Source organism: Streptomyces sp. NPDC048002 (assembly GCF_040653275.1).
Lineage (GTDB): Bacteria > Actinomycetota > Actinomycetes > Streptomycetales > Streptomycetaceae > Streptomyces.
The window spans coordinates 25858-39047 of record NZ_JBEZNL010000045.1 but is presented as its reverse complement, the minus strand read 5'-3'; the positions used below and the strand labels follow the sequence as shown (position 1 = coordinate 39047).

Genomic DNA, 13190 nt, shown 5'->3' with positions numbered 1-13190 from the left:
TCAGCCTGGGCATGCCCCAACTGCCCGCGCCCGCCTACCCGGACGACGTCCGGGCCCGCCTGGAGCGGGACGCGCGCGAGGTCATCGCCCGCTACCCCGACTCCCGGTCCGCGCTTCTGCCGCTGCTGCACCTGGTGCAGTCCGAGGAAGGGCATGTCACCCGCACCGGGATGCGGTTCTGCGCGGACATGCTGGACCTGACCACGGCCGAGGTCACCGCGGTCGCCACCTTCTACACCATGTACCGGCGCGGCCCCAGCGGCGACTACCAGGTCGGGGTGTGCACCAACACCCTGTGCGCGGTGATGGGCGGTGACGCGATCTTCGAGGCGCTCCAGGAGCACCTCGGCGTCGGCAACGGCGGGACCACCGAGGACGGCAAGGTCACGCTGGAGCACATCGAGTGCAACGCGGCCTGCGACTTCGCACCGGTCGTGATGGTCAACTGGGAGTTCTTCGACAACCAGACCGTGCAGAGCGCCAAGCGCCTGGTGGACGACCTGCGCACGGGCGAGCCGGTCTCCCCGACCCGCGGGGCGCCGATGTGCACCTTCAAGGAGACCGCCCGGATCCTGGCGGGCTTCCCCGACCAGCGGGAGGGCGCGGTCGAGGCCGGCGGAAGCGCCGGACCCGCCTCGCTGGTCGGCCTGAAGCTGGCCAAGGGGGAGGCGGCCCCTGCCCGGGTGGTCCACCCGCGCGACGGCGGACCCCACCAGGAGTCGCAGGACAGGGCCGCGCGCGAGCAGTCGGCGGCCGAGCACCTCAGCTCGCACGACGCGCCGCAGGACACATCGGCCTCCGACCCGGCCCACCCGGCCGGGCCCGCCGCCGAGGAGGGGGAGTGATGACCTTGGCACCCGAGCTGAAAGACACCAGCCCCGAGAAGCTGCTGGCACCCGTGCTGTCGGCCTTCTGGGACGAGGACAGGTCCTGGTCGCTGGACGTCTACCGGCGGCACGACGGATACGAGGGACTCCGCAAGGCGCTCGCCATGTCGCCGGACGACCTCATCGCCTATGTGAAGGAATCCGGTCTGCGCGGCCGGGGCGGCGCGGGATTCCCCACCGGAATGAAATGGCAGTTCATTCCGCAGGGAGACGGAAAGCCGCACTATCTAGTTGTCAACGCCGACGAATCGGAACCGGGAACCTGCAAGGACATCCCGCTTCTCTTCGCGAACCCGCACAGCCTCATCGAGGGCATGATCATCGCGTGTTACGCCATCAGGTCTTCGCATGCCTTCATCTATCTGCGTGGTGAAGTCGTCCCCGTGCTGCGGCGGTTGCACTCGGCCGTGAGCGAGGCCTACGAGGCCGGCTACCTCGGACAGAACATCCTGGGCAGCGGCCTCGATCTCGACATCACCGTGCACGCCGGCGCGGGGGCGTACATCTGCGGTGAGGAGACCGCACTGCTCGACTCGCTCGAAGGCCGCCGTGGCCAACCGCGGCTCCGTCCCCCTTTCCCTGCCGTCGCGGGCCTCTATGCGTGCCCGACTGTGGTGAATAACGTCGAGTCGATCGCGTCGGTTCCCGCGATCCTGCACAAAGGAAAAGACTGGTTCAGGTCGATGGGCAGCGAGAAGTCCCCGGGCTTCACGCTCTACTCGCTCAGCGGCCATGTCGCGAGCCCCGGCCAGTACGAGGCGCCGCTCGGCATCACCCTGCGCCAACTGCTGGAGATGAGCGGCGGAATGCGCCCCGGCCACCGGCTGAAGTTCTGGACGCCGGGCGGCTCCTCGACGCCGATGTTCACCGACGAGCACCTCGACGTCCCCCTCGACTACGAGGGCGTCGGCGCCGCCGGTTCGATGCTCGGCACGAAGGCACTCCAGTGCTTCGACGAGACGACCTGCGTCGTGCGCGCCGTCACCCGCTGGACCGAGTTCTACGCCCACGAGTCCTGCGGCAAGTGCACACCCTGCCGTGAAGGCACGTACTGGCTCGTGCAGTTGCTGCGCGACATCGAGGCCGGCAAGGGCGTGATGAGCGACCTCGACAAGCTGAACGACATCGCCGACAACATCAACGGCAAGTCCTTCTGCGCCCTCGGCGACGGTGCCGCCTCGCCGATCTTCTCCTCGCTCAAGTACTTCCGTGAGGAGTACGAGCAGCACATCACGGGCCGCGGCTGCCCCTTCGACCCCGCCAAGTCGACCGCCTGGGCGGACCAGCACACGGAGGTGAACGCATGACGGTGACCACCAGCGCTCCCTCCGGGGGCGGCGAGGCGGCGGTCCCGCCGGAGGATCTCGTCTCGCTGACCATCGACGGCGCCGAGATCAGCGTGCCCAAGGGCACCCTGGTCATCCGGGCCGCGGAACAGCTCGGCATCGAGATCCCCCGCTTCTGCGACCACCCGCTCCTCGACCCGGCCGGCGCCTGCCGCCAGTGCATCGTCGAGGTCGAGGGCCAGCGCAAGCCGATGGCGTCCTGCACCATCACCTGCACCGACGGCATGGTGGTGAAGACCCACCTCACCTCGCCGGTCGCCGAGAAGGCCCAGCACGGTGTGATGGAGCTGCTCCTCATCAACCACCCGCTGGACTGCCCGGTCTGCGACAAGGGCGGCGAGTGCCCGCTGCAGAACCAGGCCATGTCGCACGGCCAGGCCGAGTCCCGCTTCGAGGGCCGCAAGCGGACGTACGAGAAGCCGGTCCCGATCTCCACCCAGGTGCTCCTCGACCGCGAGCGGTGCGTGCTGTGCGCCCGCTGCACCCGCTTCTCCAACCAGATCGCCGGCGACCCGATGATCGAGCTGGTCGAGCGGGGCGCGCTCCAGCAGGTCGGCACCGGCGAGGGCGACCCCTTCGAGTCGTACTTCTCCGGCAACACGATCCAGATCTGCCCCGTGGGCGCGCTCACCTCGGCCGCCTACCGGTTCCGCTCCCGCCCCTTCGACCTGGTCTCCACGCCCAGCGTGTGTGAGCACTGCTCGGGCGGCTGCGCCACGCGTACCGACCACCGCCGCGGCAAGGTCATGCGCAAGCTCGCCGCGAACGACCCCGAGGTCAACGAGGAGTGGATCTGCGACAAGGGCCGGTTCGCCTTCCGGTACGCGCAGCAGCGCGACCGGTTGCAGACCCCCCTGGTCCGCAATCCCGAGGGTGAGCTGGTGCCGGCCTCCTGGCCGGAGGCGCTCCAGATCGCCGCCCAGGGACTGCTCGCCTCGCGCGGCCGGGCCGGCGTCCTGACCGGCGGCCGGCTGACCATCGAGGACGCGTACGCGTACAGCAAGTTCGCACGCGTGGCGCTCGACTCCAACGACATCGACTTCCGCGCGCGCGTGCACAGCGGCGAGGAGGCAGACTTCCTCGCCGCCCGGGTCGCCGGACGCGGCCGGGACCTCGACGGCAAGGGCGTCACGTACACCGCGCTGGAGAAGGCGCCCGCGGTGCTGTTGGCCGGGTTCGAGGCCGAGGAGGAGGCCCCCGGGATCTTCCTGAAGCTGCGCAAGGCGTGGCGTCAGCACGGCCAGAAGGTCTTCTCGCTCGCCACCCACGCCACGCGCGGCCTGGAGAAGGCGGGCGGCACGCTGCTGCCGGCCGCTCCGGGCACCGAGACCGAGTGGCTGGACGCGCTGGCGAGCGGCGTCGGCCTCGACGAGGACGGCACCCGGGCCGCCGAGGCGCTGCGCGCCGAGGGCGCGGTGATCGTCGTCGGTGAGCGGCTGGCCGGTGTGGTGGGCGGACTGACCGCCGCGGTACGGGCCGCGTCGGCGACCGGCGCCCAGCTGGTCTGGGTTCCGCGCCGGGCCGGTGAGCGCGGAGCCGTCGAGGCGGGCGCGCTGCCGTCGCTGCTTCCCGGCGGCCGCCCGGCGACCGACCCGCGCGCGCGGGAGGAGGTCGCCGAGGTCTGGCGGGTGGCCGAACTCCCGCACCGCTACGGCCGCGACACCGGGCAGATCGTGGAGGCCGCCGCCGCCGGCGAACTCCAGGCCCTGCTGGTGGCGGGCGTCGAGATCGCCGACCTGCCGGATCCGGCACGCGCGCGTGAGGCGTTCACCGAGGCCGGGTTCCTGGTCTCGCTGGAGCTGCGGCCGAGCGAGGTCACCGAACTGGCCGACGTGGTGCTGCCCGTGGCGGCCGTCGTCGAGAAGACCGGTACCTTCCTGAACTGGGAGGGCAGGGTGCGCTTCTTCGAGGCCGCGCTCAAGCCGGAGCAGATGACCCGCCCGCTGCCCCCGACCGACGGCCGGGTCCTTCAGATGCTGGCCGACGCCATGGACGTCCACCTCGGTCTGCCGGACGTACGCACCACGCGCGCGGAGCTGGACCGGCTGGGCGCCTGGGACGGTCCGAAGGCCGGTGAACCCGTGGAGCCTGCGGTGCAGTTGCCGCGGCCGGCCGCCGGGGAGGCCGTACTGGCCGGGCACCGGCTCCTGCTCGACCAGGGCCGCCTCCAGGACGGCGACGAGGCGCTCGCCGGGACCCGGCACGCGGCCCACGCGCGCGTGTCGGCCGCGACGGCCGCCGAGGCGGGCGTGAAGGACGGCGACGTCCTGGCCGTCACCGGCATCGCCGGGACGGTCGAACTCCCGCTGCGGATCACCGCGATGCCCGACCGGGTGGTCTGGCTCCCGCTGAACTCCACCGGTGGCGGTGTCGCCTCCGACACCGGGGCGCGGCCCGGCTCCCTCGTCCGTATCGGCCCGTCGACCCCGTCGGCCCGGGCCCCCAAGGAGGTGGAGGCATGAGCCCGTACCTCGCCGCTGAGGACCTCTCCCTGTTCGGCACCGACCCCTGGTGGCTGGTGGCCGTCAAGGCCGTCTTCTGCTTCGCCTTCCTGATGGTGACCGTGCTGTTCTCCATCGTCTGGGAGCGCAAGGTCGTCGCCTGGATGCAGCTGCGCGTCGGCCCCAACCGGCACGGCCCCTGGGGGATGCTCCAGTCGCTCGCCGACGGCGTCAAGCTGATGCTGAAGGAAGACGTCATCGTCAAGCGCGCGGACAAGGTGGTCTACGTCCTCGCGCCGATCGTCGCCGCGATCCCCGCCTTCATGGCCATCGCGGTGATCCCCTTCGGGCCCGCGGGCAACGAGGTGTCGATCTTCGGCCAGCGCACCACGATGCAGCTCACCGACCTGCCGATCGCGATGCTCTACGTCCTCGCGGTCGCCTCGGTCGGCATCTACGGCATGGTCCTCGCCGGCTGGAGCTCCGGATCCACCTACCCGCTCCTCGGCGGCCTGCGCTCCTGCGCGCAGATGATCTCCTACGAGATCGCGATGGGCGCCGCCTTCGCCTCCGTCTTCCTCTACTCGGGGTCGATGTCGACGTCCACGATCGTCGAGGCGCAGGCGGACCGCTGGTACGTGGTGCTGCTGCCGGTCTCGTTCATCATCTACGTCATCACGATGGTCGGTGAGACCAACCGCGCCCCCTTCGACATGCCGGAGTCCGAGGGCGACCTGGTCGGCGGCTTCAACACCGAGTACTCGTCGATCAAGTTCGCGCTGTTCATGCTCGCCGAGTACGTGAACATGGTGACGGTCTCCGCGGTGTCGGTGACGCTCTTCCTCGGCGGCTGGCGGGCCCCCTGGCCGGTCTCCACCTTCTGGGAGGGCGCGAACCACGGCTGGTGGCCGATGCTCTGGTTCGTGATCAAGGTGCAGCTGCTGCTGTTCTTCTTCATCTGGCTGCGCGGCACGCTCCCGCGGGTCCGCTACGACCAGCTGATGAAGCTCGGCTGGAAGGTCCTCATCCCGGTCTCCGTGGCCTGGCTGATGCTCGTCGCGACCGTGCGGACCCTGCGCAACGAGAACTACGACTTCGCCGACATCGCCCTCTACGTCGGCGGCGGCGTCCTGGTGCTCCTGCTGCTCTCCTTCGTCGCGGACATGTTCCGCGGCAAGCCCAAGGACGAGCAGGAGACCGGTCCGGCCGCCGGATTCGACCCGATGGCAGGCGGATTCCCCGTGCCGCCGCTGCCCGGACAGGAGTTGCCGCCCGTGCCGCGACGCCGTTCGCGCCGGGAGCGGGAGCTGATTGTCAGTGGCGGGATCAATACTCAGAGTGACGACGAATCTCTGGATGGAAAGGAGGCGTCCGATGGCTGAGGAGCCCCAGGAGACCGGGCAGTCGCAGTCCGGCTTCCAGAACCCGGTGGCCGGCTTCGGCGTGACCTTCAAGGCCATGTTCAAGAAGCGGCTGACCGAGCAGTACCCGGAGCAGCAGAAGACAACCGCTCCCCGGTTCCACGGACGGCACCAGCTCAACCGCCATCCGGACGGCCTGGAGAAGTGCGTCGGCTGCGAGCTGTGCGCCTGGGCCTGTCCCGCCGACGCGATCTACGTCGAGGGCGCCGACAACACCGACGAGGAGCGCTACTCGCCGGGCGAGCGGTACGGCCGGGTCTACCAGATCAACTACGCCCGCTGCATCCTGTGCGGACTGTGCATCGAGGCGTGCCCCACGCGCGCGCTGACGATGACCAACGAGTTCGAGCTCGCCGACTCCAGCCGCGCCAACCTCATCTACACCAAGGAGCAGCTGCTCGCCGGTCTTGAGGACGGCATGGTGGACTCCCCGCACGCGATCTACCCCGGCACCGACGAACAGGACTACTACCGGGGCCTGGTGACGGAGGCCGCGCCCGGTACGGAGGTCCAGGTCGCCGTCTCCAAGGGCGAGGAGCCCTCGCCGGCGGGCCGCGCGGACGCCACCGAGGACCGGGAGGTGGACGCATGAGCGCGCAGCTCGCCGCCTACTCCACCTCCACCGGCGAGGCGTTCCAGTTCTGGGTGCTCGGCACGGTCGCGGTGATCGGCGCCCTGTGCACCGTCTTCATGAAGAAGGCCGTGCACAGCGCGCTCTGCCTGGCCGGAACCATGATCATCCTTGCGGTGTTCTACCTCGCCAACGGCGCCTACTTCCTGGGCGTGGTGCAGATCATCGTGTACACCGGCGCGATCATGATGCTGTTCCTCTTCGTGGTGATGCTGGTCGGCGTGACCGCGGCGGACTCCCTGAAGGAGACCATCAAGGGCCAGCGCTGGCTGGCCCTGCTGTGCGGTCTCGGCTTCGGCATCCTGCTGTTCGCCGGGATCGGCAACGCCGCCCTGACCGAGTTCAACGGCCTCGCCCAGGCGAACGCGAACGGCAACGTGGAGGGTCTCGCGACCCTCATCTTCACCAAGTACGTCTTCGCCTTCGAGATCACCGGCGCCCTGCTGATCACGGCCACCGTCGGCGCCATGCTGCTCACCCACCGGGAGCGCACCGAGCGCGCCATGACCCAGCGCGAGCTGGCCGAACAGCGGGTGCGCGAGGGCAAGCACGTGCCGCCGCTGCCGGCGCCCGGTGTGTACGCGCGGCACAACGCCGTGGACATCGCGGGCCTGCTGCCCGACGGCACCCCCTCCGAGCTGACCGTCAGCAAGACGCTGCGCGAGCGCGGCCAGATCCGGGACGTGTCCACCGAGGCGCTGGACGACCTCAAGGCCCTGGAGCAGCGTGCCGAGGAGCGCCTGGAGCGGACCGAGGCGGAGCCGGCGAACCTCAAGCGGGCCGAGGAGGCGTCGAAGTGAACCCCGTCAACTACATCTATCTCGCGGCCCTGTTGTTCACGATCGGCGCCACCGGCGTACTGATCCGGCGCAACGCGATCGTCGTGTTCATGTGCGTCGAGCTGATGCTCAACGCCTGCAACCTCTCGCTCGTGGCCTTCTCCCGCATGCACGGCAATCTAGACGGCCAGATCATCGCCTTCTTCACGATGGTCGTGGCCGCCGCGGAGGTCGTGGTCGGGCTCGCGATCATCGTGTCGCTGTTCCGTTCCCGCCACTCGGCCTCGGTCGACGACGCCAGCCTGATGAAGCTGTAAGGGGTCGCTGAATCGTGGAGAACCTGATTGCGCTGCTCATCGCGGCGCCTCTGCTCGGAGCGGCGGTCCTGCTGTGCGGTGGCCGGCGCCTGGACGCCGTCGGGCACTGGATCGGCACGCTGCTGGCGTCCCTGTCCTTCGTGTTCGGCGCGGTCCTCTTCTTCGACCTGCTCGGCAAGGGCGCCGAGGACCGGACGCTGACGCAGCACCTGTTCAGCTGGATCCCGGTCGAGGGCTTCCAGGCGGACATCGCCTTCCGCCTGGACCAGCTGTCGATGACGTTCGTCCTGCTGATCACCGGTGTCGGATCCCTGATCCACATCTACTCCATCGGGTACATGGAGCACGACGAGCGGCGCCGCCGCTTCTTCGGCTACCTGAACCTGTTCCTCGCGGCGATGCTGCTGCTGGTCCTCGCCGACAACTACCTGCTGCTGTACGTCGGCTGGGAAGGCGTCGGTCTCGCCTCCTACCTGCTGATCGGCTTCTGGCAGCACAAGCCCAGCGCCGCGACGGCCGCGAAGAAGGCGTTCCTGGTCAACCGCGTCGGCGACATGGGTCTGTCGATCGCCATCATGATCATGTTCGCGACCTTCGGGACCTTCGCCTTCGGTCCGGTGCTCGGCACCCTGGAGGAGCCCGGCCTGGTCGGTGAGACCTCCGAGGGCACGCTGACCGCCATCGGCCTGATGCTGCTCCTCGCCGCCTGCGGCAAGTCGGCCCAGGTGCCGCTCCAGTCCTGGCTCGGGGACGCGATGGAGGGCCCGACCCCGGTCTCGGCCCTGATCCACGCCGCGACCATGGTGACCGCGGGCGTGTACCTGATCGTCCGCTCCGGCGCGATCTTCAACGCCGCCCCGGACGCGCAACTCGTCGTCACCATCGTCGGCGCCGTCACGCTCCTGTTCGGTGCGATCGTCGGTTGCGCGAAGGACGACATCAAGAAGGCGCTGGCCGGCTCGACCATGTCGCAGATCGGCTACATGGTCCTCGCCGCGGGTCTCGGCCCGATCGGCTACGTCTTCGCGATCATGCACCTGGTGACGCACGGCTTCTTCAAGGCCGGGCTGTTCCTCGGCGCGGGCTCGGTCATGCACGGCATGAACGACGAGGTCGACATGCGCAAGTACGGCGGCCTGCGCAAGTACATGCCGATCACCTTCATCACCTTCGGCCTCGGCTACCTGGCCATCATCGGCTTCCCGGGCCTGTCCGGCTTCTTCTCCAAGGACAAGATCATCGAGGCGGCGTTCGCCAAGGGCGGCACCGAGGGCTGGATCCTCGGTGGCTGCGCCCTGCTGGGCGCGGCGATCACCGCGTACTACATGACGCGCGTGATGCTGATGACCTTCTTCGGCGAGAAGCGCTGGCAGCCCGACGAGCACGGCCACGAGCCGCACCCGCACGAGTCGCCCAGCTCCATGACGGTCCCGATGATCGTGCTGGCCTTCGGATCGGTCTTCCTGGGCGGCCTGTTCAGCATCGGTGACCGCTTCGTTCACTGGCTGGAGCCCATCACCGGCCACGCCCACGGAAACCCGCCGATCAGCGCGCTGACGGTGACCCTGTCCACCGTGGTGGTGCTCGTCATCGGAGTGACGGTGGCCTGGTTCCAGTACGGGCGCCGCCCGGTGCCGGTCGTCGCCCCGCGCGGCTCGCTGCTCACCCGGGCCGCCCGCCGCGACCTGCTCCAGGACGACTTCAACCACGTCGTCCTGGTCCGCGGCGGCGAACACCTCACGCGCTCCCTGGTGTACGTCGACCACACCCTGGTCGACGGCGTCGTCAACGGCACGGCGGCCTCGGTCGGCGGCCTCTCCGGACGGCTGCGCAAGCTCCAGAACGGCTTCGCGCGGTCGTACGCGGTCTCGATGTTCGGCGGTGCGGCACTCCTCGTCGCCGCGACCCTGCTGATGAGGGCGGTCTGATACCGATGTCCTTTCCCCTGCTGACAGCGACGGCGGCGGTCCCCGCGATCGGGGCGATCGTCACGGCCGCCGTACCGGCCGCGCGGCGCACCGCCGCCAAGTGGCTGGCGCTGCTCTTCTCACTCGCCACCCTCGCGCTCGCCGTCGCGATCCTGGTCCGCTTCGACCCGGACGGCGACCGCTACCAGCTCACCGAATCCCACTCCTGGATCAGGGAGTTCGGGGTCCGCTACGACCTGGGCGTGGACGGCATCGCGGTGGCCCTCATCGCGCTGACCGCGCTGCTGATCCCGTTCATCGTCCTCGCGGGCTGGCACGACGCCGACCCGCTGGAGACCGGCAGCAAGCGGTGGCGGCCCACCCAGGGCTTCTTCGCCCTGATCCTGGCCGTCGAGGCGATGGTGATCCTCTCCTTCGAGGCCACCGACGTCTTCCTCTTCTACATCTTCTTCGAAGCCATGCTCATCCCGATGTACTTCCTCATCGGCGGCTTCGGGGACCGTGCCCACGAGCACGGCGAGGAGGTGGCGTCCACCCAGCGGTCCTACGCCGCGGTGAAGTTCCTCCTCTACAACCTGGCCGGCGGGCTGATCATGCTGGCCGCGGTGATCGGCCTGTACGTGGTCGCCGGGAGCTTCTCGCTCCCCGAGATCGCCGAGGCCCGCGCCAACGGCTCGCTGGACATGGCGACCGACACCGAACGCTGGCTGTTCCTGGGCTTCTTCTTCGCCTTCGCGGTGAAGGCGCCCCTGTGGCCGCTGCACACCTGGCTGCCCAACGCCATGGGTGAGGCCACCGCCCCCGTCGCCGTCCTGATCACCGCGGTCGTCGACAAGGTCGGCACCTTCGCGATGCTCCGCTTCTGCCTCGGGCTGTTCCCCGAGGCGTCGAAGTGGGCGACGCCCGCCGTCCTCGTCCTCGCGCTGATCAGCATCATCTACGGCGCGCTGCTCGCGGTCGGCCAGCGGGACATCAAGCGCCTGGTGGCGTACGCGTCGATCTCGCACTTCGGCTTCATCATCATGGGCATCTTCGCGATGACCAGCCAGGGCCAGTCGGGCGCGACGCTCTACATGGTCAACCACGGGATCTCCACGGCCGCGCTGATGCTGGTGGCGGGCTTCCTGATCTCCCGGCGCGGCTCGCGGCTCATCGCGGACTACGGCGGAGTGCAGAAGGTGGCACCGGTGCTCGCCGGCACCTTCCTGATCGGCGGTCTGGCGACGCTGTCGCTGCCCGGACTGGCCCCGTTCGTCAGTGAGTTCCTGGTCCTGGTCGGGACGTACACGCGCTATCCGGTGGTCGGCATCATCGCCACCTTCGGCATCGTGCTCGCCGCGCTGTACACCCTGGTCCTCTACCAGCGGACGATGACCGGCCCGGTGAAGCCCGAGGTCTCCACGATGCCCGATCTGCGGGTGAGGGAACTCGCCGTCGTCGCCCCGCTGGTCGTACTGCTGATCTTCCTGGGCGTCTACCCGAAGCCCGTCACGGACATCGTCAACCCGGCGGTCGAGCAGACCCTGTCCGACGTACAGAAGAAGGACCCCCAGCCCGAGGTGGAGGCGGCCAAGTGAGCGCATCAGCCGTCCACAGCCTGTGGACAACCGCGGCCGACCCGATCTCCAAGATCGACGCGCCGAAGATCGAATACGGACAGCTGTCACCCATTCTGATCGTCGTGGGCGCGGCGGTCGTGGGCGTGCTCATCGAGGCGGCCGTCCCGCGCAAACTGCGCTACCACGCGCAGCTGTTCGTCTCCGCCGTCGCGCTGACCGCCGCCTTCGCCGCGGTGGTCGCGCTCGCGGCCGACGGATACGCCACCACCAAGGCGGGCATCGCGGCGATGGGCGCCATCGCCGTCGACGGTCCCGCCCTGTTCCTCCAGGGCACGATCCTGCTCGCCGGACTCGTCGGCCTGTTCACTTTCGCCGAACGGCGGCTGGATCCCGCGGCCCACGGCAACCAGGTCGACTCCTTCGCCGCGCAGGCCGCCTCCGTGCCGGGCAGCGACGGCGAGAAGGCCGCGGTGAAAGCCGGGTTCACCACCACCGAGGTGTTCCCGCTGCTGCTCTTCGCCGTCGCCGGCATGCTGGTCTTCCCGGCCGCCAACGACCTGCTGACGCTCTTCATCGCGCTGGAGGTCTTCTCGCTGCCGCTGTACCTGATGTGCGCCCTCGCCCGCCGCAAGCGGCTGATGTCGCAGGAAGCGGCCGTGAAGTACTTCCTGCTCGGCGCCTTCGCCTCGGCGTTCACCCTGTTCGGTATCGCCCTGCTCTACGGCTACGCGGGCTCGGTGTCCTACGCCACGATCGCCCAGGTCGTCGACGGCACCCTCACCACCGTCGACCCGGCCCTCGCCGACACCATGGGCAACGACGCGCTGCTGCTCATCGGCACCGCGCTGCTCGTCATGGGCCTGCTGTTCAAGGTCGGCGCCGTCCCGTTCCACATGTGGACGCCGGACGTGTACCAGGGCGCGCCGACCCCGGTGACCGGCTTCATGGCGGCGGCGACCAAGGTGGCCGCGTTCGGCGCCCTGCTGCGCGTCCTGTACGTCGTGCTGCCGGGGCTGCGCTGGGACTGGCGGCCGGTGATGTGGGCCGTCGCGATCATCACCATGCTGGGCGGCGCCATCGTCGCGATCACGCAGACCGACATCAAGCGGCTGCTGGCGTACTCGTCGATCGCACACGCGGGCTTCATCCTCGCCGGTGTCATCGCGACCACGCCGGACGGCGTCTCCTCGGTGCTGTTCTACCTGGCCGCCTACTCCTTCGTGACGATCGGCGCCTTCGCGGTGGTCACGCTGGTCCGGGACGCCGGGGGCGAGGCGACGCACCTGTCCAAGTGGGCGGGGCTCGGCCGGCGGTCGCCGCTGGTGGCGGCCGTCTTCGCGGTGTTCCTGCTGGCCTTCGCGGGCATCCCGCTGACCTCCGGGTTCACGGGCAAGTTCGCCGTGTTCCGGGCGGCGGCCGAGGGCGGAGCGGCCCCGCTGGTCGTCGTCGGTGTGATCTCCTCGGCGATCGCGGCGTTCTTCTACATCCGCGTCATCGTGCTGATGTTCTTCAGCGAGCCGCGGCCCGAGGGCCCGACGGTCGCCGTGCCGTCGCCGCTGACGATGACGGCGATCGGGTTCGGGGTGGCGGTCACGCTGGTGCTCGGTGTGGCGCCGCAGTACTTCCTGGACCTGGCCGGGCAGGCGGGCGTGTTCGTGCGCTGAACCGCTGACCCCCTGCCCGCCGACCCACTGACCGCCGACCCGGTCCGGACCCACGGCCGCCCGGCATCCCGCTCCAGGGGTGCCGGGCGGCCGCGTTCTCCGGGACGCCCGGTCCTCCGCTCGCCGTCCGCGCGGCACCGCCCGCTCCCGATCCGGGGCAGCCTGTGGATAACTCCGTCGCTGTCAGTCGGGGCCCCTATCGTGGACGCAGTGGTCG

The 13190-nt window shown here is 69.7% G+C and carries 10 protein-coding genes; all 10 read left to right on the top strand.

Annotation, left to right across the window (positions count from 1 at the left end; translation table 11 throughout):
• The first annotated feature begins 11 nt into the window (after positions 1-11).
• From nuoE to nuoN, 10 genes are read left to right on the top strand one after another with little or no spacing between them, the layout of a single operon-like run.
• Complete coding sequence (nuoE, locus tag AB0E07_RS34465; protein WP_362260966.1) at positions 12-845, top strand: NADH-quinone oxidoreductase subunit NuoE; 834 nt, start codon at positions 12-14, stop codon at positions 843-845.
• Positions 845-2194, top strand: coding sequence for an NADH-quinone oxidoreductase subunit NuoF (gene nuoF / locus AB0E07_RS34460; protein ID WP_362260919.1), 1350 nt, complete (start codon positions 845-847; stop codon positions 2192-2194). Before nuoE ends, nuoF begins: the two co-directional genes overlap by 1 nt.
• Positions 2191-4695, top strand: coding sequence for an NADH-quinone oxidoreductase subunit G (locus AB0E07_RS34455; RefSeq protein WP_362260917.1), 2505 nt, complete (start codon positions 2191-2193; stop codon positions 4693-4695). Before nuoF ends, AB0E07_RS34455 begins: the two co-directional genes overlap by 4 nt.
• On the top strand, positions 4692-6056 hold the full coding sequence (gene nuoH / locus AB0E07_RS34450; RefSeq protein ID WP_362260915.1) for an NADH-quinone oxidoreductase subunit NuoH: 1365 nt from the start codon (positions 4692-4694) through the stop codon (positions 6054-6056). The genes AB0E07_RS34455 and nuoH overlap by 4 nt, the downstream gene beginning before the upstream one ends.
• Positions 6049-6687 (top strand): NADH-quinone oxidoreductase subunit NuoI, encoded by a 639-nt coding sequence (gene nuoI, locus AB0E07_RS34445; RefSeq protein WP_362260913.1) that lies wholly within the window; start codon positions 6049-6051, stop codon positions 6685-6687. Before nuoH ends, nuoI begins: the two co-directional genes overlap by 8 nt.
• On the top strand, positions 6684-7526 hold the full coding sequence (locus AB0E07_RS34440; RefSeq protein WP_362260911.1) for an NADH-quinone oxidoreductase subunit J: 843 nt from the start codon (positions 6684-6686) through the stop codon (positions 7524-7526). The genes nuoI and AB0E07_RS34440 overlap by 4 nt, the downstream gene beginning before the upstream one ends.
• Positions 7523-7822, top strand: coding sequence for an NADH-quinone oxidoreductase subunit NuoK (gene nuoK / locus AB0E07_RS34435; protein ID WP_186287247.1), 300 nt, complete (start codon positions 7523-7525; stop codon positions 7820-7822). The genes AB0E07_RS34440 and nuoK overlap by 4 nt, the downstream gene beginning before the upstream one ends.
• Positions 7823-7836: 14 nt before the next feature.
• On the top strand, positions 7837-9750 hold the full coding sequence (gene nuoL, locus AB0E07_RS34430) for an NADH-quinone oxidoreductase subunit L (RefSeq protein WP_362260908.1): 1914 nt from the start codon (positions 7837-7839) through the stop codon (positions 9748-9750).
• Between the two features lie 5 nt (positions 9751-9755).
• On the top strand, positions 9756-11327 hold the full coding sequence (locus tag AB0E07_RS34425; RefSeq protein ID WP_362260906.1) for an NADH-quinone oxidoreductase subunit M: 1572 nt from the start codon (positions 9756-9758) through the stop codon (positions 11325-11327).
• Positions 11324-12973, top strand: a complete 1650-nt coding sequence (nuoN, locus tag AB0E07_RS34420) for an NADH-quinone oxidoreductase subunit NuoN (RefSeq protein WP_362260904.1) — start codon at positions 11324-11326, stop codon at positions 12971-12973. The genes AB0E07_RS34425 and nuoN overlap by 4 nt, the downstream gene beginning before the upstream one ends.
• Positions 12974-13190 lie beyond the last annotated feature (217 nt).

What these genes read in the sequence shown, in the direction of transcription:
- nuoE (WP_362260966.1), top strand. Translation starts at nt 12, where the DNA reads ATGCCCCAACTGCCCGCGCCCGCCTACCCGGACGACGTCCGGGCCCGC.
- nuoF (WP_362260919.1), top strand. Translation starts at nt 845, where the DNA reads ATGACCTTGGCACCCGAGCTGAAAGACACCAGCCCCGAGAAGCTGCTG.
- AB0E07_RS34455 (WP_362260917.1), top strand. Translation starts at nt 2,191, where the DNA reads ATGACGGTGACCACCAGCGCTCCCTCCGGGGGCGGCGAGGCGGCGGTC.
- nuoH (WP_362260915.1), top strand. Translation starts at nt 4,692, where the DNA reads ATGAGCCCGTACCTCGCCGCTGAGGACCTCTCCCTGTTCGGCACCGAC.
- nuoI (WP_362260913.1), top strand. Translation starts at nt 6,049, where the DNA reads ATGGCTGAGGAGCCCCAGGAGACCGGGCAGTCGCAGTCCGGCTTCCAG.
- AB0E07_RS34440 (WP_362260911.1), top strand. Translation starts at nt 6,684, where the DNA reads ATGAGCGCGCAGCTCGCCGCCTACTCCACCTCCACCGGCGAGGCGTTC.
- AB0E07_RS34425 (WP_362260906.1), top strand. Translation starts at nt 9,756, where the DNA reads ATGTCCTTTCCCCTGCTGACAGCGACGGCGGCGGTCCCCGCGATCGGG.